The sequence below is a fragment of the Nocardiopsis alba genome (genome assembly GCF_000710955.1).
Lineage (GTDB): Bacteria > Actinomycetota > Actinomycetes > Streptosporangiales > Streptosporangiaceae > Nocardiopsis > Nocardiopsis alba.
The window spans coordinates 192,183-214,959 of the sequence record NZ_BAZE01000009.1 but is presented as its reverse complement, the minus strand read 5'-3'; the positions used below and the strand labels follow the sequence as shown (position 1 = coordinate 214,959).

Below are 22,777 nucleotides of genomic sequence, written 5' to 3'. Positions count from 1 at the left end.
GGAAACAGTGGCTGAAGCCTTGTCGTGTCGTCTTCTCCGGTCCTCGAGAGAGGGTCACCATGGCCGAATGCGACCACCCGCTCTTCCAGCGCAGCCCTCCGTCCCTCCGGGCGGCCGGCCATCGGTCGGTGGGGCCTCCGCGCGCGCTTCGACCCGATTCCGTCCCGAGGTCCAGGGCCTGCGGGCCCTCGCCGTGATGCTCGTGCTCGTCTACCACCTGTCACCGGGGCTGATACCCGGCGGCTACGTGGGCGTCGACGTGTTCTTCGTGATCTCCGGATTCCTCATCACCTCGCTGTTGCTGCGCGAGGTCGAGCGGAACGGGAGGGTGTCGCTCTCGGGGTTCTACGTACGGAGGGTGCGCCGTCTGCTGCCCGCGGCGACGGTGGTCCTCCTGGTCACCGGTGCCGTGTCGCTGGTGGTGCTGCCGGTGACCCGCCTGGGCGACACGGCCTGGCAACTGGCCGCCTCGGCCTTCTACGTGGAGAACCTGTACCTGGCGGACCAGGCCCTGGACTACCTGGCCGCGGAGACGCCGCCGAGCCCGGTCCAGCACTTCTGGTCGCTGTCGGTGGAGGAACAGTTCTACCTGGTGTGGCCCCTGTTGTTCCTGCTCTGGGGGCTGGCCGCGCGCCGGTGGCGGGCCGGCACCGGGACCCTGGTGACGGTCCTGGCCTCGGTGTTCGTGGTCTCCCTCGTGCACTCGATCCTGGCGACCGCCTCCGATGCCCCGTCCGCGTACTTCATGCCGTTCACCCGTGCCTGGGAGTTGGCGACGGGGGGACTGCTCGCGGTCCTGATGGCCCGGGGCTCGCTCCCGAACGCGGTGCGCCTCCCCCTGGGCTGGATCGGGCTGGCCGCGATCGTGGCCTCCGCCCTGCTCTACGACTCCGGGACCCCCTTCCCCGGTTACACCGCGCTGCTACCGGTGCTGGGCTCCGCGGCCGTGATCGCCGCGGAGCGCCCTTCCGGCCCCGCCGCCTCGAGGTTGCTGAGCACCGGGCCCGCCCGCTTCCTCGGCGACGTCTCCTACGCCCTCTACCTGTGGCACTGGCCGATCATCATCTTCGCCCTGGTCCTGCTGGAGCGGGACTCCCTCGGACCGCTCGGCATGATCGTGGCCGCCACGCTCTCGATCCTGTCCGCGTGGGCGACCAAGGTGTGCGTGGAGGACCCGGTGGCCCGGCGAGGGCTGATCCGGACCGGACGCGCGGCCCTGCTCGTGGCGGTGACCGGAATGCTGACGGTGGCGCTGGTGGCGGCGGTGGCGTGGTTCCGCACCGAACGGATCCGCACGGTCGAATTCGACCCTGCCGTGCACCTGGGACCGGGTGCGATCGGTTCCTCGGAGGTCTCCTCCGGAGCGATGATCTACCCGTCCCCCATCGACGCCGAGGACGACATGCCCCGTACCTACGACGACGGCTGTCAGGCCGGGTTCGACGAGGACGACCCCTCCGATTGGTGCTCGTACGGTTCCGACGACCCCGAGGCGACGGTCGTGATCACCGGGGACTCCCACAGCGCGCACTGGTTCCCCGCCTTGGAGGAGCTGGCCGAACAGCGCGATTGGCGTCTGGTCGTCTTCAGCAAGTCCGCGTGCGCCTTCACCGGGGTGATGGTCGGTAAGGAGGGCGGCGCCTACGAGGAGTGCATGGACTGGAATCGGGCGGTGGTCGACGAGGTGGTCGAGATGGACGCCGATCTGGTGTTCACGAGCTCCTCGGCGAAGGGCTCGCCGTACGGGCTCGGGGACGCGGGAGCGGAGGAGTCCCGCCAGGCGATGTCGGAGGGGATGGCGGAGCTGTGGAGCGAGGTGACCCGGGAGGGGATCCCCGTCATCGCGGTGCGCGACACCCCTCGGACGGAGTCGAACGTGTTGGAGTGCCTCGCCGCGAACACCGAGGACCTCTCGACCTGCGACCGTTCCCTCGAGGAGGCCCTGGAACCGGAGGACCCGCAGAAGGAGGCCGCGGAACGGGTGGACGGGGCCGAACTCGTCGACCTCACCGACCGGTTCTGCGTGGAGGACGCCTGCCCCGCCGTCGTCGGGAACGTGGTGGTCTACCGGGACTCCCACCACATCACCAGGACGTACTCGCGCCTGCTCGCCGACGATCTCGGCGAACGGATGGACGAGGCCCTGGCCGGAACGCCCGGAGGCCCTCTCCCCTGACCCGGGGAGGACGGACGAAGGGGCGGGCCGCCGTGATCGGCGACCCGCCCCTTTCACGTTCGGACGGTTCGGGGTCGCGGACGCCGCTCAGCGCGGCCCGGCGGGACCCTGGGGGCCCTGGGGGCCGTGCGGTCCGCCTCGGGGCCCCTGAGGAGGTCCGGCGGGCCCCCACGGAGCTCCAGGCTGCCCCGGAGGTCCTTGCGGGGGTCGAGGACCGCCCGTTCCCGGAGGCGGAGGACCGAAGGAGGGCGACCCGCCCCGGCCCGGCGGCCCGGGGGGAGGAGGGAAGGGCCCCTGGGGCGGGCCGCCCTGGGCACCGCCGCCGGGGACCGGGCCGCGCCGTGTGAGCACGAGGTCGACCACCGCCCAGACCATCACCGCGATCAGGACGAACGACAACAGTACGATCCCGACCCCCGAGGATGTCTGGATGTCGGCGTACGCGACCTGCCCGCCCGAGGCGGATGCGATCTCCTCCTCGGCGGAGGAGGCCATGACGATCTGGTTCACCCCCGCGGTCACCAGGGCGAGACCTCCCGAGGCCAGGGCTCCGATGCTTCTGGCCAGGGGGTTCGGGAGTCCGACGCTCAACCCGACCCCGACCAGCAGGGACACCAGCGAGACCAGGAGCAGCGGGTTCGCGTCCACGCGCAGATCTTCGAGGTCGCCACTCCCCAACTGGGAGGCGAGACTGCCGTCGAGCGAGGGGGTTCCGCCGAAGGTCAGTGACATTCCGCTGTACGTGATCCGGAGATCGCCGGCCATACCACTACAGGAAAGGGAGAAGAAGGGGAAAAGGAAACAGAGGACGGCGAAGGCGAGCCCGCTCGGGCTGATCAACCTTTTCGGCCATGACGTGGACAACAGTCTTCTTCCTCTCACAGTGCGCACCGACGCCATCGCGAACGCACCGGACGGGGGGATGTTCCGGGGCGCCACCGTTCCGGCGCTCCGGAGCACCATGGTGACACACCCTCGGGTCATCGAACCCACACGAATAAGCCATCGAGGGAGGAAGGGATCTCCAGGCGAGTTCGCCACCCCATGACCACATTCGGCCAGAGTGGAAAGAACAAGGAAGAATAAATCACGACACACCATCACAAGACGTACCGGCCATCCTCGTGGAAACCCCTGTGAAAAGGCGTTTCACACGGTCGCCGTACGTTATCCGCAGTATGCTCGTGAAACCTCCTTCCGGCGTGGCCGTTTCCATCCGCCGTTCCCGGCCTCCGCCGGAGCGCCCAGGCAAGGCCCACGAGGAAGGCCCCAATGACCACCCACGGAATCGACCTCGGCACCACCTACTCCCGCTCTTCGAACGGGACCCGTCCCACTCCCGTCGGCACGTCGGCCATCTCGTCCACACCGACGACCCCCTCCCGGCCCCGGCGGACCACCCCTTCCGAATGCGCTTCCACCTGACGGAGGCCGGCCTGCTCCGAATCCGAGCCCGAGAACCCGAGAGCGGCCACGAGGCCGACTTCGGCATCAGGATCGGAGGGATGAGCCCCGAGCAGGTGGAGGAGGCCCGCCAGACCCCGGGCATGATCCGCGCCGGCGGATGAGGGTTCCCCACGTCCGACCCGCACGGACCGGGACCGGCTCTCGCCGGCCCCGTACCCGCGGGCGGGCGAACGCGAGGACAGGGAGGTCCGGGCGACAGACGGTCCGGACCGTCGACCGACGGGAGCGACGATGGCCTGGAACCGGGGTGCCCGGAGCGAGCACGAACGGCGGGTGCCGACCCCCGCTCGACACGACGAGACGCCCGCGGACCCGTTCGTCCGCCACGGCATCGACGACGACCTCCGTGAACGGCCGAAGGAGGAGGCCCGGACCGACCTGCCCGCCCGAGGGGCGCGTGTGGTGGACCGGCTGCCCGAACTCCCGATCCTGCCTCCGTTACGGGACCACCGGGCGCTCGGCGACCACCTTCGTACACGCGGCGCCCTCTTCTCACCGGTGGTGGTGTTCGGCGAGGAGCGGCTGTCCCGGGGGTTCACCGTGCTCGATGGTCTCCGGCTGCGGGATGGCGGCCTCCCGGAAGAGGGCGGGTACGTCACCCTCGACGACGAGGCGCTCGACGCGGCCGGACGCCGTCTCCAACGGGAACCGATGACCGAGGGCAAGGCCGCCGCCGAGCGGGTGATCGCTCTGCTCCGTTCGGCCGGGTCCCGCGAGGCACGCGATCGGATCGTGCTGTGGGAGATCGTCTCCCACATGTCCTCGCCGCCCCCGGTGGTGTCGGAACGTGCCCTGGCCGAGCCGTGGACGGCGGCGGGGTTGGACCCGGACGAGGCCTCACGGATCGCCGCCGCCCTGCGCCGCGGCGAACGGGGCGCGGGACGGACCGGGGCGGCCGAGCGGGAGGTGCGCGCGCTGCTCGCCGATCGCTGTCTGCGCCAGGCCGAGGCGGCCACGGCCGAGCTCCCCCGAGAGCACCCGCTCCGGAGCGAGGTGTCCGATCTCGCCGAGCGGGTCGCATCATTGGTCCGCGACGCCGACCTGGCCCTGCGCGAAGGGCGGGCGGAGGACGCCGCCCGTGACCTGGCCGTGGCGGTGGAACTGGCCGTGGACGACGAGCGACTCCCGCTCCGGCTGGGAGCGATCCCGCCCGAGCCCGTCCAAGAGGTGACGGCCCGTGTCGACGGCCGCCGAGTGGTGGTGACCTGGCGCCCGAGCACCAGCACGGCCGGGACGGTCAGCTATCGGGTGACCCGCCGGACCGGGAGCGGGGGAAGCGCGAGGGAGACCCCTCTGGGCGAGGTCACCGGTACCGAGGCGGTGGACGACCATCTCTGCGTGGGCGGTGACGCCCACTACGCGGTGGTGGCCGTACGCGGTGGTCTGGGGGTGTCCCCGGAGGCGACGAGTACGCCGGTGATGATCACCCCGGACGTCGCCGAACCGAGGACGGTGTCGGACGAGACCGGGGTGACGATGTCCTGGCGACCCCCTCCGGAGGCGATCCGGATCGAGGTGCTGCGCGGTGAGGGGACGCCGCCGCACGGCTCCTCTCCGGGCACGATCGTGGTGGAGCACGACGGTTCCCGCTTCCACGACGCGTCCGTACGTCCGGACGTGGAGTACTTCTACCGGGTGCGCGCGGTCTACCTGACCTCTCGGGGCAGAACGCGCACCTCCCAGGGGCGGGTGATCAGGGTCGTCCCGGGCCCCAGGGCCGTTCCGGTGCGCGATCTGCGGGTGTCCCCCGACCCGCGCGGCTTCACCGCCTCTTGGACGCCTCCGGAGCGCGGCCGGGTCCGGCTCTTCACCGACCGACGCGAGCCCTCCGTCCCCTTCGGCGCCGAGGTGGACACGGGACCGGAGGCCCTCCCTTGGGTCCCCGTCCCGGGCACGCCCGTTGTCGACGCCGACGGACGCGCACGACTTCCGCTCTCCCTGCCGGCGGGGATCACCCACGTGCTGGCCGTGACGATGGCCGGGGAGAGCACCGTGATGGGAGAACACGTCCGGGTGACCGCCGCCCCTCCCGTCACCGACCTGCGCGCCGAACGCTTCGACACGGCGGTCCGGCTGGGGTGGACCTGGCCGGAGCACACCGCCACCGCCCTGGTCTCCTGGCGACCCGACACCCCCCGGGAGGACGAGCTCCCGATGTCGGCCGAAGAGGATCGGGAGGTGTTGGGCACGGAACGCCGCTCACGGCGACGGTACGACGCCGAGGGTGGGTTCGAGGCCCGGATGGGGGCGGGCCCCCTGCTGGTGACGGTCCGCACCGTGGTCTCCACCGGTGACGACGAGGCCTTGAGCGTCCCGGTGACCGTACGTGTCCCCGGACGGGTGGTCATCGACTACAGGGTGGAACCGGCGGGGCTGCTGCGTCGGGAGCGGGTCGTGCGGCTGAGCTCGGAGGTCTCCTGTCGTATGCCGGAGATCGCCGTGGTCTACACCCCCGGCCGGATCCAGCCGCACACCGGGGAGCGGGGGCGGGTGCTCTCGGTTCTACCGGCCCGCCTCCTGGAGCCCGGTGAACGGGTGTCCGTCCGGGTCCGACCGCCTCGGGAGGCCGAGCCCGGCTGGTTGATGTGTTTTCCGGTGGAAGGGGGCGAGGACGTCCGTCTTCGTCAGCCCCCGGTGAAGGAGCTGCGCCTTTGAACCTCCAGGTCCCCTACCCGCTGTCCCCGTTGGAAGGGCCGCGTCTGGTGTGCCCCTACTGCTACTCCGACTTCACCGAACGCCGGATCCTCTTCCGCTGTACCGGACGTCCCGGCCCCACCGGGGCGATCTGTCCGTCCGTTGAGGACGGCGCTCTGCGAGATCATCTGGGGCGGCGGGAGCGGCTGCCACCGGTGTTCGCGGCCGACGGTCGACGCCCCAGGGCGAAGTGCCCCGAATGCTCCGCGGCCACCGATCGCCAGGTGTGCGCGGTCTGCCACTCCCGGCTGCCGGTGAACTTCGGGCGGATGCGCGGTCGCATGATCGCCCTGGTCGGAGCGCGCGAGTCGGGCAAGACCGTGTTCATGACGGTGCTCGTCCACGAGTTGAAGAACAGGGTGGGAGAGCGTTTCGCGGCGTCGGTGGGGGGCGCCGACGACCACACCCGCCACCGCTTCGCCTCCGACTACGAGTCGCCGCTGTACGAGGAGGGCCGACTACTACGGGCCACGCGAAGGACCGGGACGACCCGTGAGCCACTGGTCTTCAGGTTCACCGGTCGACGACGCGGCCTGGTGCGGACGCGCCCTCGTCACACCCTCCTGTCGTTCTTCGACACCGCCGGAGAGGACCTCAACGACACACGGAGCGTGGAGACCGGCCTGCGCTACCTGGAGAACGCGGACGGCGTGATCGTGCTGTTGGATCCGCTTCGGATGGAGGGGGCCCGTAGGTCGGCCGCGCCCGGAAGCAGGTCGCCCTCTCCCGAGGACCCCCGGCACCGCCCCATCCACGCGCTGGAACGGGTCACCGAGGTGTTGATGCGCCGTCAAGGGACCCCGAACCGGCTGATCCCGGTCCCCATCGCGGTGTGCCTGACCAAGATCGACACGCTGCGTCATGGGTTGGACGAGGGATCGCCCCTGCACCGCCCCCAACCGGACGGGCCGTTCTTCGACGAGTCCGACAGTCAGGACGTGCACGCCCAGGTCCAACAGCTCCTCCACCGCTGGGACGGGTCGGGGGTCGACAACCACGTGACCAACCACTATCGCGACGCCCGTTACTTCGGGGTCTCGGCTCTGGGCGACGACCCCGGCGAGGACAACCGTGTACGGGGCGGCGTCCGCCCCTACCGGGTGGCCGATCCGTTCCTGTGGCTGCTCTCGCGGTTCGGGGACGTCCCGGTCGGCGGTGCGCCCCGCCGGTCGCGTTGAACGGCGTCGGGCCGTGCACCCACCTCCCGGACAGGTCCGCACGACACCGCAGGCACCACGAAAGGGCACGTCAGGCGATGAGTTCACCCCAGCTCTACTACACCTCGTGCGAACGGGGGCTGTCCGGCTGCACCGGCTACCAGTTCAACGCCGCCACCCCCGGTGTGGACACACGGGTGCTGCGCGAGGTGGAACGCTTCACCGTCTACGAGCCTCCCCGGGCCCTGCCACCGGATGAGGTCCATCGACATCCGATCAACCTGTGCTACTCGCCCGACCTGGGCGGCGCTCCGGTCCTGAGCCGGGTGGTCTCCAGCGGTGACGACCCCTCGGGGCGACCGGGCAACTACTTCGCGCACAGTCTCGTCCTGGACGAGGGATCCGAGACGCTGCCGGCCGAACTGTGGGGGGCCTCCTTCTGGACCGACCGACCGGTGACCGACCCCCGCCTGCCCGGGATCACGCTCCCTCCGGGACCGCTCGACCGGCGACGGACCTCGGCCTGGCTCCGCGACCGGGCCGAGGAGACGATCCGTGGGCTTTTGGTGTCGGTGGACGCCGCGATCGAGGGCGGCGCCCCCGTTCTGCTGATCGCCGACGACGAGGCCACCGCTCACTGGGTGGCGGCCCTGTCCCACCTGCTTCCGCCCCCACTGGCCCGGCGGATGTCGTTCGCGACCTACAGCGGGAACCCCGAGGAGACCCTCGTGCACGTGATGGGCGTCCCTCCCGGCACGGACACCCGCGGTCTCCGAGGCCGTTTCGTCGTCTTCGACCCGGACCGGCCCGTGCCCATCGCCCCTCCGCCCGTCCACACGGCCTCCTCGGCGCACCGATCCTTCACGGGGGCGGAGTCGGCACCCCTCCACGAGGCACTCGACACGTTCGAAGAGGGGCCGATACCCGAGGCCTGCCCGGAGACCCTCGCCCTCGTCTCCCTGCTGGTCCACGCGGGCGTGGAGGGCACCCCCGCGTTGTGGGCCGCCTCCCTGCCCTACTCCTCGGGTCGGGAGGGCCCGCTCTCCGAATGGCGTCCCCTGTCCGCCGCCGCCTTCCTGGCCGACGGCTCCTTTCCCGCCGCCGACCCCGATCTGCGGGCGGTCAGGGCCTGGCTTCCCGACGCCGTCGCCTGGTTGGCCCCGGGACAGAGTCGCCATCTGCTCCACAGGCTGCTCGACGCCGACCCCGACACTCCGCACGACGATGACCTGGCACGGCTCAGGGAGGTGGCGCACCGGGCCGGAGATCCGGAGGCGACCGAGCGCCTGGAGGGCCTGATCCTGCGCCGCGCCCTGGACGGGATCGCGGCCGGGGCCTCCGCACCCGCCATGGTGCCGATGCGCTCGGCGTGGGCCAAGGAGGAGGCCGGGGCACGGATCGGCGCCCTCCTGGAGGGCGGGCTGGGGATCGTTCCGACACCGGATCGCGCCGTCGAGCTGCTCCGTTGGGCCGGTTCGGGCGGGGTCCCGCTCCCCCGGTCGGCCCTGGAACGCTACGGGGCCGGCCCGGTCGCCCACAGGATCTCGGCCTCGCCCCCCGAGGCCGAACCCGACCGGTATCTGACGGAATTGCTCGCCGCACACTCTCCGATACGACGTGGGGTCGCCCACGGGCTGGCGGTCCTGCCCCGCAGGAACCTGGCCAGGCTGGCGGCGGGACCGACCGGCGCCTTGATGGCGAAGGACCGGGAGCCCGCGACGGCGCTCCTGCGAGAACTGCGCATGCTGGAACTTCGTGAGGACGACCCGCCGGGTCTGTTGCGCGCGGTGATGGACTCGCGCAGGGAGGCCAGACCCTGGGCCCCGCCTCGGCTGGCCGACCATGACCTGGATCGTGAACTGCTGCTCCGTGTCTGGGGGCCCGCCCCGGGGCCGGAGACGGTGACGGCGGCGCTGTCACTGGTCGACGGTCGGACACGGATCGCTCCCGACGTCGGTGACTGGTGTGCCCGGATCCTGGCCCGGGTCCCTCCCCGAGGGCTCGAGGAGGAGTGGCACCACGCCCTGACCCTGGTGGGCCGGCTGATGCTGCGTCTGCCCGAGTCCTGTAGGGGGTTGGTCGAGGAGTGGGCTCCGGTCGGCGCGAAGGTGGCCGCGCTGCGTCGGGCGCACGGCGAGGAGGGCGCTCGACTGTTGGTGTCTCTGGCGGCTCTGCTTCGGGGCTGCCGGCCGGTGGTGGAGACGGTGGCGCTGCGGCGGGTCTGCGACCGTGTCCTGGACTGGGACCACCGTCTGTGCGCCCGGGTGATGGCCGACTGTCCTTCGAAGGTGTTCGACTCCTATTGTGAGGAGGTCGAGGAGCGTCTGGGCCCCATCGAGCGCGCCCACGGCCGCTCCGTTCCCCCTCTGGAGGCGGACCTGGCCGTTCGGGTGTTCCTGACGGCGCTCAGGTTGGGCGCCGAACCCGGTACGTCCGGAGAGCCCGGCGTCAAGGGCGCCCGGGCCGGCCGTCCCCGTGGCGGCGAGGGGGGAGAACGTTCGGCCGAACGAGGTAGGACGTTGCTCGACGAGGTGATGGGACCCTCGACTCTCACGTGGTCGCGACGGGAGGCCGCGTCGGTTCGCAAGGCCTTCGACCGCCTGCCCGAGGGGCAGGTCTTCGAGTCGTGGGCGCGCGGGTTCCGCGACCGGCACGGTCAGGGGGGCCTGTTCGGCCGGTTCCGGAAGGGGGCGCGCAGAGCGTGACCGACGACCCTTGGGAGCCGTTCCTGTCGACCGTGCGGACCGTGTTCGCGTTCCTGGTGTGCGCGGTGATCGTGTTGGCGGCCCTGGCCCTGGTGGTCGGGCTGCTCCTGTTGGTACGCATCCACCTGCGGCGGATCCACGAGGTGCTGTACCTGGGCGATCATGCCGGAGTGGGGTCTCCCGGCCCCGAGGACTTCGCCTGGCTCGGGTATCACGGTGGCCCGGTGTGGTGGGACCTGGCCGAGGTCTATCGGAGGGTCCGGCTCGACACCGGTCTGTTCGTCGTCTTCCTGTACCCGTTCCTGGCGGCCCAGGCGGTGGTCGCGGCGGCCCATCTGGCCCTGGCCTGGGCGGGGGTCGTGGTGTCGCGGCTGGTGGACGCGGCGTTGTTGGCGGCGCGACGGATCCGTATGGTCTGCCCGAACTGCTTCGAGGCCATGTCCTATCCGTCCTATGTCTGTGACGGCTGTGGGCGGACGCATCGGGACGTGCGACCGGGGATGTGGGGCGTGTTCCGGCGCCACTGTGTCTGCGATCGGGCCCTGCCGACGCTGCTGTTGTTGGGCAGCGCCGACCTGGACACCCGCTGTCCCCACTGCGATCACGCCTTGGAGCACAGGCCGGGTGAGGCGCGCGAGTTCGTTCTGCCGTTGTTCGGGGCGGCGGGCGCGGGCAAGACACGGCTGGCCCACGGTCTGTACCTGAGTCTGGAGCACAGGGCCGAACTCCATCCCGAGACCCTCTCGGTGGAGCTCATGGGAGAGGAGACCGAGCGTCGGCTTCGGGAGAGCCGCACCGTGCTCTCACCCCGCCATCGGGTGGCCCCCACGCCGCCCGGTCGGCGGGCCCACGGGGCGACCCTGCGGGTGGCGGCGGGACGCCGGACCCTTCTGGTCCAGATGTACGACACCGCAGGAGAGTGGTTCAACACCCACGAGCGAACGGAGGAGCTGTCCTACCTGGGCCGGGCGACGACGTTCCTCCTGGTGCTGGACCCGCTCGCGGTACCGGCGGTGTGGGAGGCCCTCGACGCCGAGGAACAGCGCAGGCTGGCCGGAGACCGCTCCGGGGCCCGTGACCCCGAACGGGCCTATCTCCAGGTACGGGACCAGGTACAACGGCAGTACCGAACACTGGGTGCGGCCCCGGGGCGGGGGCGACTGGCGGTGGTCGTGACCCGGGGCGACCTGCTCGCGGGCACCTCCGTCGATCCGCGCGGGATACCGCCCGAACGGTGGCTGGACGAGGTCGTGGGGGCGGCCAACCTCCTCAGGGCGGCGCACGTCGACTTCGGGTCCGTGGAGGTCTTCGTGACCAGCGCCGTCACCGGGCCGAGCGGCGCTCCCGATCCGAGTCTGACGACGCTGTCCCGATGGGTACTGGCCCGGGACGCCGGGGCGCTCGGGGCGGCGCTCCGCGAACCGTGCGATCCCCTCTCCGACGCCGGAGAGGAACGTGTGCCCCTGTCGGCCGGGACGGGAGGCCCCTCATGATCGATCCGAGACACCGTTACCGGACCGTCCGACGTTCCACGGCGTTCCTGTTGTACCTGATCGTCGCCGTGCCGACCCTGATGGCCCTGTTCCTTCTCACCGACCGGACGATCCTGCTGGTCCGCTCGGTCTGGGAGACCCTCGTGCCCTGAGACCGCGCACGACATGGCCCGTTCGGATGGCCGGGGCCCATCCGAGAACTCTTCATGGGCATTACGGGTGATATCAGGGACTTCGGCATGACTCGAAGGGATATGACCCGAAAGGACTAGGGAGTGTTTTTTGGATGCTTTCGTTCGGCATCGGCGGAGCCGATCCTCGGCGAGCGGCCGCCGGGCGATCTCTCGCCAGACGACGAGCGAAGGTCAGCCCGGGTTTGGCTGTCCGAGTGATGTCGGCGCCGCGAGAGGAAGCCCGGCCACGCGAGCGCGGAATGATCCACAAAAGCGCGACCTAGGTGCGGAAGAGGCCACGGGGACGGTTCACGAGACGGACGCCGGGACCCTCGTCGGAGGTGGACTGCCCCCACAGGACGAAACCCAGAGCGACCACCAGGAGGGCCACCACGCCCAATCCGTGACCGGTGCCCAACAGCCCCGTACGCGCCAGGACCCCCGCGTAGCCGACGGCGGCCACCACCCCGAGGGCACCGAGGAGGATCCCGGTCCAGGCCCGATCGGTGAACCGACGCTGGTGGCCGCGTACCACCTCCACCATCGCCGCGACGGCGCGACGGGACCCCTCGTCGGGGGCGGCCACTCGCACGAAGCATTCCCCCGCCAGGACCACGGTGATCCGGGTACGGCCGCGTCGACCGGAGATGAACAGCGCCCCGATCCGGCTCTCACCCGAGACCCGACGGTGTTCGGCGAGGGCCTCCACCCGTCGCCCCACCTCGACGCCTCCCTCGGTGAGCCCGATCTCCAGGTCGCCTTCGCACTCGTCACGGACGATCTCGGCGAGCGCGATCATCTCCTCACGACGCAGGGCCGGATCGCCGAGCCCGGTCGTCTCCTCACGATCGGCGGGTCGGCCTCGCTCTTCTGGGGACATGCCCCCATTATCCGGGCACGCCCACGCGCGCGGCACCCGTCGGCGAGAGCCGGGACGACGCCTCTCCGGCCGGCCGCCACGAGTGCCCGCGGTGCCGGGCTCCGGCGATGGCTCAGTGCCCCCGGCCGTGGCGACCCGCCGCCGTCGAGGCGGTCTCGGTGCCCACGCGCTCCTCGCTCCGGGTCTCGCCCCGAGCGGCCCCCGACGGATTCTCGTTCTGGAAGGCCTCCTGGGCCCGCTGCTCACGCTCCCACAGGACGAAGCGCTCGCTCTCACCCAAGGCCATCGTGGTCAGCCACACCGCGACGGCGATGTCGTCGACCAGGCCCAGCACGGAGAAGAGCAGCTCGGGGATGAAGTCGATCGGGGAGATCACGTAGCCGACGAGCACCACCATGGTGAGGAGCTTGCCGCTGTTCAGCTCGGGGTAGCGACCGCTCAGCTTGGCCCCGACCATGCGCGGCAGCGCGCGGACGCGCTGCCAGACGGAGACCCTGCCGTCGGTGTTCTGGATGACCTGCCACGCGGCCGCCCCGGCCGCGGCACGGTTTGTCTTGCGCATCGTTCGTTCTCCTCAGGGGGCGTACGGCTTCTCGAGATATGACGCGAAACCTGCTCTCATCGTTCCCCCGGATCCGCCGGTCAACCCCGAACGAGACGCACACGACACCGGGGCCCGATCGTGACCTTCGGGTTTTCGACCGCGTTCTCTCCCAGGTCACGGACGTGGTTCCGGCTTCCGTCCACAATGGCGACGATGGTACTGGTGGCGTGGATCCGGAAAAGGCATGCTTGTTGATGCGGCGTCACCTTTCCCCGTCCGTATCGGCGCGGGCCCGAGCCGATACACCGCGCAGAAGGGATCACCGGAGAGAACCCCTGGCCAAGGGTGGTCGGAAACGGCCACCGGAGTCCACTCCCCCTTGGAGAGGCCCGACATGCACGTGTGGAGCATCAGCCCTTTCGGACCGCGTCGAACTCCCGAAAACGGCACGGCCCGTCTCGGGGCGACGGCGACGGAACGGCACCATCGATCACCTCTCTCGGCCCGAGGTGACGAATACCGACCCTCCCACTGTGAGCCTCCCATTCGTTACGATGCGTCCGAGTGGTACCTGAGATGTGGGACACCGCTCCGTTTCAGAAACCGCGCACGTGCGTAGACCCGATGGAGCTCTCCCAGTGTCCAATGCCCAAGACCGGTCGGCGACGACCGTGACCCTGCTGGCGGATATCCCCAGTACGGGCCACGTGGGCGAGGCCGGGGCACGGCGTTTCCCGCTCCGAGGCGACGACGTCGGCGAGCGCAGTTCCGCCTTCGTCTCCTTCGCCGTGGACGAGGTGCGATCGGGCCGCAAGGTCGTCGCGCTCTACCCGGCCTGGCGCGCGGAGGACGCCCGACGCGCGGTCAACTTCGCCCGAGGGGCACTGCGCACCGACCAGATCGCCGGGATCGCCGTCGACCTGTCGCCGTTGGCCCTGTCCCTGGTGGCCGATCAGCTCGCCTACCTGGCCCCCTACCTTCCACCCGGGATGATCGCCGCGCTCTGCGACGAACTGCCCAAACACCTGCTCGCGGGGGCCTGGCTGCGTACCGTCTCGGGTCTGTCCACGTTGCCCACCAGCATGCGCCAACACGTGGGCTCCTATGCCCCTTCCGTCTCCTTCCTGGCCCTGTGCGCCCCCACCGCCCAGGTGGGCCGGCTGCGCCCGGACGAACTCGACGCCCGGTTGCCGTTCCGCCCGGTACAACCCGTACAGCTTTTGTGCTCGGCGCCGGTGCAGACGCCCACCAGGGCGTTCGACGAGAACCTCCCCCGCGTCATCCGGCCGGTGTCCACTCGCAGACTCCCCGCCCAGCCCCTGGGGGCCACCTACTGGGGCACCGGCAAGTACGTGGAGTTCGTGGCCCTGAGCGCCCACCCCCAGGCGCTGGCGTACGCGGCCGGTTCCATCCGAGCCTCCGCCTGCGCCTGGTGCGGCGAACCCATGGCCACCCGCCCCTGCCCGTTCTGCGCGGCCGGTTCCACCGGCCGTCCGGTCCGTCTCACCACCACCGCGACCCCGGTCCCCCCGCCGGAGGAGCCGCGGACCATGTCCACGCGCCCCTCCCCCTTCCCGACCGGCTCCCCGTCACCGGCCCCACCGCCGAACGGGGAACCATCGCCGCACCGCCCGCCGCCGGCCCCGGGCTCCCCCGTGGAGGGAGCGCCGAGCCGCGTCACCGGGCCCGAATCACGGACCTACTCCCGATAGCGGCCCTCCTCCTGCCCCGACCCCGTCGCGCCTCCCGGCCGAGGGCCCTCGACGACACCGAAACGGAAACCACCCCCTATGAACCCCCGTCAACGACGCGGAGTCCTGCTCATGGCACTGGCCGCCGTCGGCGCCGTCGCCGTCTTCGTGTCCGTCTTCACCTACCTCGACGACCAGCAGGAGCGGTTCGGTGGTTCCGCCACGGTCCTGCGGTTGACCGAGGACGTGGGCGCCTATCAGCCGATCGGTCGTGACTCGGTCGAGCAGGTGGAGGTCCCCTCCATGTACTTCGACCCGGAGGTGTTCATCACCGACCTGGACGAGGTCGAGACGCCCGAGGACCAGGAACTGGTCGCCTCCTCCCGGTTGGAGAGCGGCGTCTACCTCCAGCGGGGCATGGTGGAACCGCAGCCCACCCTGACCACCGGCGAGCGCGAGATCGCCATCATGGTCAACGCCGAGACCGGAGTGGCCGGCAAGGTCAGGCCGGGCTCGACCGTGGACATCTACGGCACCTTCCAGGCCCGGGACCACGGAGAGGCCTGCGCCACCCGGGTGATCACCGAGGTGGAGGTCCTCGACATCGGGGAGCTGCGCAGCCAGGAGACCGACGCCGGCGGGGTGGCCGGGGTCGTCCCCGTCACCTTCCGGCTCGACCCGGACGCCGCGCTCCGTTTGGCCTACGCCGAGGAGTTCTCCACCAAGCTCCGGCTGGCTCTGGTCAGCGCCCAGGGCAACGGCCAGGTCGGCGACCAGCAGTTCTGTAGCGGCGACTTCGACGACCTCATCGAGCGGATGGCCGACCAGGACTCCGACGAACAGACCGACGAGCGGCGTGCGCCGCATGGGGGGTAGAGACCGGTGAACTTCCGCGTTCTGGCGGGGATGCCCACGTCCGAGACCGAGATGGTGCTCGCCGCGCGCTTCGAGGAGCTGCCCTCCACCGATCTCGTGGCGATACGGAACTCGGGCACGGCGCTGATCGACGCGGCCGGGGAGTTCCCCGAGCTGGACGTGGTCCTCATCCATCAGGACCTGGGCCCGGCGTCGGTCCTGGACACCATTCGCGACCTGTCGCACCGCCACCCCCAGTTGGCGATCCTGCTGATGTCGCCGTCGTTGGATCCGGAGACCTTCACCGTCGCGATGGAGGCGGGAGCCCGGGGCGTGCTCTCCGCCGACTCCGGGATGAGCGAGCTGGAGTCCCGGATCGCCAAGGCCGCCGAATGGTCGCGTACGCTCCGTCGGCACCTGGAGTCGGCCGCCCACGAGCTGCCCGCCTCCGGGGTACGGGGTCGGATCGTCACGGTCAGTGGGGCCAAGGGCGGCGTGGGCACCACCACCTGCGCCGTCCACCTGGCGATGGCGGCCGCCCGCCGTGACCGGGTGGTGTGCCTGGTCGACCTCGACCTGCAATCCGGCGATCTGCCCGCCTTCCTCAACCTGCAACACCGCCGTTCCATCACCGACCTGGTGGACGCCTCGGACGACATCAGTCCGGGGATGCTCGCGGAGACCCTCTACGTGGACCCACGAGGCCCCCACGTGCTGCTCGCCCCCGAGCACGGCGAGCGCGGTGAGGACGTCAACGCCCGCGCGGCCCGCCGAATCCTGAGCGCTCTACGGTCCCGCTACGAACTGGTGATCGTGGACTGCGGCTCCAACATGAACGAGGCCACCGCGATGGCGGTGGAGTTGGCCGACAGCGCCGTGGTGACGGTGACCCCCGACGTCCCAGCGCTGCGCGGGGCCCAACGGCTGATGGCGATGTGGGAGAGGCTCCAGATCCGAGCCCACGACAACGTCCACTCGCTGGTCACCCGGCACAGCCGCAAGAACGAGATCCAGCCGGACTTCCTCCGCCAACTGTTGGGGACCAAGGTGCTGCGCACCCCGGTCCCGGCCGCCTACCGTGCGTTGGAGCCGGGTGAGAACAACGGCGACCCGACGAAGGTGACCGACGAGGGTCTGCGCAAGGCCTTCGCCCGGCTCGCCGCCGAGCTCGACCTGTTCAGCGCGCCCTCCGCCCCGGGGACCGGCGGCCGGAGCGGCGGCACCACCCCCTCCGGAGGCATGTCCCCGATGGTGGCGGCCCTCTCCGGCCGTTCGGGATCCTCCCCCTCGACCAAGGACGTGTCCGGATTCCTCGGATCACCCTCCTCGGGGACCGGTGCCTCTTCTCCCGGCTCGGGCCCGGGCGGGCACGGCGGCTGGAGTACGGGGCCGTCGGGGCGGGGGCTCGGTGGCTGACCGGTGGGGGCCCGCGATCGGCCCCGGGGCCGGCCGAGGCGTCGGGCGTCCCCGTGACGACCGAGGCTCGGTCATCGTGGAGTTCGCCGCGGTGGTCCCCTTCCTGTTGATGGCCCTGGCCCTGATCTGGCAGGTGCTGTTGATCGGCCTCACCTCGATGTACGCCTCGCACGGGGCGTCGGAGGCGGCACGGCAGGCCGCCGTCACCCCCGACGACATGGAACGCATCGACGAGGAGGCCCGTAAGAGGGTGCTCTCGCCCTGGGACTCCCCGGAGGTGCTGACCACCGAGATCGTCGAGCGCGACGGGGGACGCTACGCGCGGGTGACCGTCGCCGTCCCGGTGTTCCTGCCCGGGACCGAAGGCCCCTGGGACATCTCCGGCGAGGCCAAGGTCGTCACCGAGGTCGCTCCACGCGGCGGTCATGGCCTCCCGGACGAGGAGGTGGACCCGTGACCGAACGTCGCGGGCCCGGCCCCCTCCGCGGCCTCTTGACGGGCTCCCGTCCTCGCCGGGACGCGGACCGGGGCGGTCCGATCCTGGAGTTCGCGGCGGTTCTGCCCCTGCTGCTGCTCACCGTGGTGGTGGCCTTCGAGGCCTTCCTCGCCTTCGTGGCGATCGAACGGTTGGAGTCGGCCGCCAGAGCCGGGGCCCGGGTGGCCGGGACCCGGCAACTCGACGGGGCCGAGGCCGCCGCCCGCGAGGCGCTCCCCGACTGGTTGGCCGACGCGAACGTCACGAGCGGCGCCAACGACGAGAACGGCTACTACGTCGAGGTCTCGCACCCGCTGCCCATCGTCTTCTCGGTGGACATCGATCTGACGTTGACCCGGCGGGTGGACATGCCCGATGTGTGAGGTGCCGGTCCCGCACGGAGTCCACCGAGGGAGGAGACGAGGAACATGGGGCTGAAGGACCGTCTGGAGGAGGACCGTTCCGGTGAGGAGCGGGCCGATCGGAGCAGTGTGACGCACTGGCGCCGACGCCTCCTCGCCGAGATCAACCTGGAGGATCTGACCCGCCTGACCCTGGCGCAGCGACGGGTGCGGTTGGAGAAGGTCGTCGGGCACATCCTGACCCGGGAGGGGCCGGTCCTGTCGGACCGGGAGCGATCGATCCTCATCCGTCGCGTCGTGGACGAGGCGCTCGGCCTGGGCGTGCTGGAACCGTTGCTGGCCGACGAGAGCATCACCGAGATCATGGTGAACGGGCCCGACAACGTGTTCGTGGAGCGGGCCGGCCGTATGGAGCGGATCGACGCGACCTTCAACGGCGAGGAACAGCTCTACCAGACCATCGACCGGATCGTCTCCCTGGTGAACAGGCGGGTGGACGAGTCCTCCCCGATGGTCGACGCCCGGCTCCCCACCGGCGAACGTGTCAACGTCATCATCCCGCCTCTGTCGCTCTCGGGACCGGTCCTGACCATCCGTCGCTTCCCCAAGCCCTACCCCATCGAGGAGCTGGTGCGGATGGGGAGCCTGGACCAGGCCACCGGCGTGCTGCTGTCGGCGATGGTCCGGGCCCGGTTCAACATCGTGGTCTCCGGCGGTACCGGCACCGGTAAGACCACCTTCTTGAACGCCCTCTCGGCGTTCGTTCCGGCCACCGAGCGGATCGTCACCATCGAGGACTCCGCCGAGCTTCAGCTGATGCAGGACCACGTGGTCCGGCTGGAGTCACGACCGGCCAACATCGAGGGCCGGGGCGAGATCGCCATCCGCGACCTGGTGCGCAACGCGCTGAGGATGCGACCGGACCGCATCATCGTGGGCGAGGTCCGCGGCCCCGAGACCATCGACATGCTCCAGGCCATGAACACCGGCCACGACGGTTCCCTGGTGACGGTGCACTCCAACTCCGCGGAGGACGCCGTCCATCGGATCCAGACCCTGGCCACCCTCGGCGACGGTCGGGTCCCCTACGCCGCGTTGCGCGATCAGATCAACAACGCGGTGGACGCGGTCGTGCACCTGGGCCGCTGGCCGGACGGTTCGCGCCGGATCTCCGAGGTGTCCGTGGTCTCCTCCCGCCGGAGCGAGGAGTTCCGGTTGGACCGTCTCTTGGAGTTCGTATCGATGCCGCAGAGGGGCGACCGTGCCGTGACCGGGGAGTTCCGTCACCACCCCCTGCCCCGCCATGTGGCCGCCCGGATCCTCCACGTCGGAGAGAGCGTCCCGGCGGTGTTCGGCGTGGCCCCCGACCTTCCTCCCGGAGGCCGACGATGAGCTCGCGAACCGTATCCGCCACGTACTCGTCGGCCGCCTCGCGTCCGACCCGAGGGGAGTCAGGTTGAACTGGCAGATACCGGCGATCATGGGCGGGCTGGCCCTGGTCCTGGCCCTGATGTTGTGGGCCCTGTGGGAGTTCGTCGCCAGCGCCCGTCAGCGCAGGATCATCGCCGCCCGCAGCGCCCTGGCCCAGGCCGAGTACGACGCCTCCACACCGATGGCCCGGTTGGACGTCGCCCTGCACCGGACCCGTTGGGGCGCCCGTTTGAGCCGCCGTCTGGCCCGGTCCGGAACGGAGGTGCGCCTGTCCACGTTCCTGGTGTCCCTGTCGGCCGGTTCCCTGCTGGCGGTGATCGTGGTCTGGCAGATCCTGGCCCCGTTCTTCGGCCTGCTCGCCGCCGCCGGGGTGGCGTTCCTGTTCTTCTCGTACCTGAGCCGCGCCGAGGCCAAGAGGCGCGAGGAGTTCACCGGACAGTTGCCGGACCTGGCCCGGGTCCTGGGCAACGCCACCTCCGCCGGGCTCGCGCTGCCCACCGCGGTGGCGATCGCCGCCGACGAACTGGACGGGCCGGCCGGTGAGGAGCTGGGACGGATGGCGGAGTCCATGAAACTGGGCGCCTCCTTCGAGGAGGCCGTCGCCGAACTGCGCGAACGTATGCCCTCTCGCGAACTCGGGGTACTGCTGTCCACTCTGGTCGTGGCCTCCCGCTCCGGTGGTTCTCTGGTCGGCGCGCTGCGCAACATCTCCACCACCCTGGAGAACCGCAAGGAGACCCGTCGGGAGGTGCGCACCGTCCTGAGCGAGACGACCAGCACCGTGTGGGCCCTGGGGTTCATGTCGGTGGGCGCGCTGTTCCTGCTCAACATGGTCCAACCCGGGGTCATGCGCACCATGACCGGCAGCGTCGCCGGTATCTCGGTCCTGCTGCTCTCCGCCTCCCTGTTCGCCGTCGGGTTCGTGGTGGTCTCCCGGATCACCAAGTTCAAGATGTAGCCCCGGCCCTCCCTCTCCGAAGGAACACCGATGAACCTCCTGCCCCTCCTGGTGGCGTCGGCCGGCGCGTCGATCGTGCTGCTCGGTTTCTACGGTCTGTACCTGACCCTGTCTCAGACACGTGTGCCGGTGGACGAGTCCCTGACGAGCCGCCCCCTCGTCAAGAGCGACGGCACCTTCTTCCTGCACAGGATCACCGAGGCGATCGGACGCCGTTTCTCCCGAACGGTCCTGGAGTCCCTGAGCGAACGTCAACGGGCGTCGATCGCCGAACGCATCGAATCCTCGGGGCGGGTCGACGGACTGACCGTGGAGCGGTACATCCGACGCAAGATCGGCGAGGTCTCCCTCTACGGGGCGCTGGCGTTGGCACTGCTCGCGGCGAACGAGCCCGTCCTCGCCCTGTTGATGTTCGGATTCGTGGGTCTGACCGACCTGAGCATGTACGTCAAGTCCCAGGAACGCGCCGACGAGGTGCAGTCGCAGCTTCCCGACTTCCTGGACGTGCTCGCCGTGACCGTGAGCGCGGGCATGTCGTTCCGGGCGGCGGTGGGCCGGGTCGCCGACTCCATGCCCGGGGTGCTCTCCGACGAGTTCACGATCGCGCTGCGCCAGATGGAACTGGGCATCTCCCGACGAGAGGCCTTCGAGGCCCTGCGTCGGCGCAACCGCAACGAGTCGTTGAGCAAATTCGTCACCGCGATCCAGCAGGCAGAGGAGTTGGGGGCTCCGTTGAGCGACACCCTGGTGAACATCAGTCAGGACATGCGTCGTGCCGACGCCCAGTACATGCGGCGCAAGGCCCAAAGGCTCAACCCGAAGGTGACGGTGGTGACCGCCACGACCCTGCTTCCGGGGCTGCTGATCCTCATCGTCGGTTCGATGATGTTGGGCAGCGACGTCGACTTCGGCGCCCTGATCGGCGGCTGACCTCGATACTCCGGCCCCGCCCCACCACCTCGGCCCGCTCTGGTGGTGGGGCGGGGCCTACCCGATGTCTCGGTCACGCCCCATGGGTTCGGTGAGGGCCCGTCTGTAGCTTCTCGTACAGGCCTCTCCTCTCCCCTGAAGGAACCCGTTCCATGCCTGTTCCGAACACTCGGCGGTCGCTCGCCCCCGATCTGGCGCGCGGCTTCATGCTGCTCTTCATCGCCCTGGTCAACGCGCGTTTCTTCCTCACCCACGACGGCACGGTCCGGGACGTGGGCGACCGATTGCTGACCCTGGTCCAGCTCGTCCTCGTCGACGGGCGCGCGATCCCGCTCTTCTCCCTGCTCTTCGGCTACGGCGCGGTGTGGATCGCCCGTCGGGTCACCGAGGCCGGTGGTGGCCGGGTGCACGTCCGCACGGTGCTGCGCCGCCGGGGCCTGTGGCTTCTGCTGTTCGGCCTGGCCCACGGGGTCCTGTTGCTGCCGGTGGACATCCTCGGCGCCTATGGGCTCGCGCTGTTGCTCTTCACCGGGTTCCTCTGGGCACGGGACCGGACCCTGCTGTGGTCGGCCGGGGTGTTCGCGGTCCTCTCCCTGACCCTCAATGTCCTGTTGAGCGTGTCCGAGGCCGTGGGAGAGGGAGACACGGCGATCTCCGGTGGTTCCGAGGTGAGCGCGACGGCGGTCCCCTCCCTCGTCGAGCCCGGTTTCGTGGCGGCCTGTATCGAGCGGTTCCAGGAGTGGACGTTGTACACACCGGTGACCCTCCTGCTCGTGGTGTTGCCGCCCCTTCTGCTGGGGGTGTGGGCCGGGCGCCGTCGTGTCCTGGAGCGGCCCGAGGAACACCGTCGTCCATTGGTGATCACCGCCGTCGTCGGGCTGGGCGTGGCGGTGATCGCCGGTCTTCCGGACGGTCTGGTCTCCGCCGGTCTCCTACCGACCCCCGAACCGGTGGTCGAGGTCCTGCTGTGGATCGCGCACGACGCGGCCGGGTGGGCGGGCGGCCCCGGATGGGCCGCGCTCATCACACTGCTCGCCCTGCGCCTGAACACCGGTGGCCCGACCGATCACCCCCTGGTCGCGGCGATCACCGCCGTCGGGGAACGCTCCATGAGCTGCTACCTGTTCCAGGCCGTGATCTTCACTCTGGTGTTCGCCCCGTACGGGCTGGGGTGGGGCGCCACGGCGAGCGTCTCGACCGCCGCGCTGGTGGCCGTGGGGACCTGGGGAACGACCGTGGTGGCCGCCTTCCTGTGCCGCCTTGCCGGCCTTCGCGGCCCGGCCGAGGCCCTGCTGCGTCGCCTCGTCTACTCGGGCGTCCACCTGTCGGGGCCGGCGAGGGAGACGGATCCGTCCGGACCTCGTTGACCC

At 70.6% G+C, this 22,777-nt stretch carries 19 protein-coding genes; 16 read left to right on the top strand and 3 right to left on the bottom strand.

Translation table 11 applies throughout. The annotated features are described in order from the left end of the window. The first annotated feature begins 67 nt into the window (after positions 1-67). Entirely contained in the window at positions 68-2,176 is a 2,109-nt protein-coding gene (locus tag TR33_RS17630; RefSeq protein WP_267880662.1) for an acyltransferase family protein, read from the top strand. An 87-nt stretch (positions 2,177-2,263) separates the two neighbouring features. Here TR33_RS17630 and TR33_RS26660 read toward each other — a convergent pair whose 3' ends face one another. Further along, positions 2,264-2,941, bottom strand: coding sequence for a hypothetical protein (locus TR33_RS26660; RefSeq protein WP_152472930.1), 678 nt, complete (start codon positions 2,939-2,941; stop codon positions 2,264-2,266). 644 nt (positions 2,942-3,585) lie between these two features. Here TR33_RS26660 and TR33_RS26945 point away from each other — a divergent pair. The 6 genes from TR33_RS26945 (at position 3,586) to TR33_RS26940 (ending at position 11,844) form a co-directional block, all read left to right on the top strand. Next, entirely contained in the window at positions 3,586-3,744 is a 159-nt protein-coding gene (locus tag TR33_RS26945) for a hypothetical protein (RefSeq protein WP_014912470.1), read from the top strand. Between the two features lie 130 nt (positions 3,745-3,874). Continuing rightward, the gene (locus TR33_RS17620) at positions 3,875-6,298 is read left to right on the top strand and encodes a hypothetical protein (RefSeq protein WP_042284213.1); all 2,424 of its coding nucleotides are present in this window, start codon (positions 3,875-3,877) and stop codon (positions 6,296-6,298) included. Beyond that, complete coding sequence (locus tag TR33_RS17615; RefSeq protein ID WP_014911853.1) at positions 6,295-7,515, top strand: TRAFAC clade GTPase domain-containing protein; 1,221 nt, start codon at positions 6,295-6,297, stop codon at positions 7,513-7,515. The genes TR33_RS17620 and TR33_RS17615 overlap by 4 nt, the downstream gene beginning before the upstream one ends. A gap of 77 nt (positions 7,516-7,592) precedes the next feature. Beyond that, positions 7,593-10,199 carry a GTPase-associated protein 1-related protein gene (locus TR33_RS17610; protein WP_042284210.1) on the top strand — a complete coding sequence of 869 codons (2,607 nt, stop codon included), beginning with the start codon at positions 7,593-7,595 and terminating at the stop codon, positions 10,197-10,199. Then, positions 10,196-11,692, top strand: coding sequence for a TRAFAC clade GTPase domain-containing protein (locus tag TR33_RS17605; protein ID WP_042284209.1), 1,497 nt, complete (start codon positions 10,196-10,198; stop codon positions 11,690-11,692). Before TR33_RS17610 ends, TR33_RS17605 begins: the two co-directional genes overlap by 4 nt. Then, a complete protein-coding gene (locus tag TR33_RS26940) occupies positions 11,689-11,844 on the top strand; it encodes a hypothetical protein (RefSeq protein ID WP_014913095.1) in 156 nt (51 codons plus the stop codon). The genes TR33_RS17605 and TR33_RS26940 overlap by 4 nt, the downstream gene beginning before the upstream one ends. A gap of 301 nt (positions 11,845-12,145) precedes the next feature. Here TR33_RS26940 and TR33_RS17600 read toward each other — a convergent pair whose 3' ends face one another. Together TR33_RS17600 and TR33_RS17595 are read right to left on the bottom strand one after the other, a co-directional pair. Then, positions 12,146-12,745 (bottom strand): hypothetical protein, encoded by a 600-nt coding sequence (locus tag TR33_RS17600; RefSeq protein WP_042284207.1) that lies wholly within the window; start codon positions 12,743-12,745, stop codon positions 12,146-12,148. 112 nt (positions 12,746-12,857) lie between these two features. After that, the gene (locus TR33_RS17595) at positions 12,858-13,307 is read right to left on the bottom strand and encodes a YkvA family protein (RefSeq protein ID WP_014909906.1); all 450 of its coding nucleotides are present in this window, start codon (positions 13,305-13,307) and stop codon (positions 12,858-12,860) included. A 620-nt stretch (positions 13,308-13,927) separates the two neighbouring features. Between TR33_RS17595 and TR33_RS17590 the strand changes: the two genes are divergently transcribed. The 9 genes from TR33_RS17590 (at position 13,928) to TR33_RS17550 (ending at position 22,774) form a co-directional block, all read left to right on the top strand. Continuing rightward, positions 13,928-15,001, top strand: coding sequence for a hypothetical protein (locus TR33_RS17590; protein WP_014909080.1), 1,074 nt, complete (start codon positions 13,928-13,930; stop codon positions 14,999-15,001). A 78-nt stretch (positions 15,002-15,079) separates the two neighbouring features. Beyond that, on the top strand, positions 15,080-15,856 hold the full coding sequence (gene cpaB / locus TR33_RS17585) for a Flp pilus assembly protein CpaB (protein ID WP_014911075.1): 777 nt from the start codon (positions 15,080-15,082) through the stop codon (positions 15,854-15,856). Positions 15,857-15,862: 6 nt separating this feature from the next. Then, on the top strand, positions 15,863-17,251 hold the full coding sequence (locus TR33_RS17580) for a CpaE/TadZ family protein (protein ID WP_014909626.1): 1,389 nt from the start codon (positions 15,863-15,865) through the stop codon (positions 17,249-17,251). A gap of 76 nt (positions 17,252-17,327) precedes the next feature. Further along, the gene (locus tag TR33_RS17575; protein ID WP_014909885.1) at positions 17,328-17,708 is read left to right on the top strand and encodes a TadE/TadG family type IV pilus assembly protein; all 381 of its coding nucleotides are present in this window, start codon (positions 17,328-17,330) and stop codon (positions 17,706-17,708) included. Then, positions 17,705-18,109: a TadE/TadG family type IV pilus assembly protein gene (locus TR33_RS17570; RefSeq protein ID WP_014911440.1), complete on the top strand. Its 405-nt coding sequence runs from the start codon at positions 17,705-17,707 to the stop codon at positions 18,107-18,109. The genes TR33_RS17575 and TR33_RS17570 overlap by 4 nt, the downstream gene beginning before the upstream one ends. A 45-nt stretch (positions 18,110-18,154) precedes the next feature. Beyond that, positions 18,155-19,480, top strand: a complete 1,326-nt coding sequence (locus TR33_RS17565) for a TadA family conjugal transfer-associated ATPase (protein ID WP_014908718.1) — start codon at positions 18,155-18,157, stop codon at positions 19,478-19,480. A gap of 64 nt (positions 19,481-19,544) precedes the next feature. Continuing rightward, complete coding sequence (locus TR33_RS17560) at positions 19,545-20,477, top strand: type II secretion system F family protein (RefSeq protein ID WP_014911382.1); 933 nt, start codon at positions 19,545-19,547, stop codon at positions 20,475-20,477. 30 nt (positions 20,478-20,507) lie between these two features. Further along, entirely contained in the window at positions 20,508-21,407 is a 900-nt protein-coding gene (locus tag TR33_RS17555; protein ID WP_014913071.1) for a type II secretion system F family protein, read from the top strand. A 152-nt stretch (positions 21,408-21,559) separates the two neighbouring features. Next, a complete protein-coding gene (locus tag TR33_RS17550; protein ID WP_042284205.1) occupies positions 21,560-22,774 on the top strand; it encodes a DUF418 domain-containing protein in 1,215 nt (404 codons plus the stop codon). The last annotated feature ends 3 nt before the right edge of the window (positions 22,775-22,777 follow it).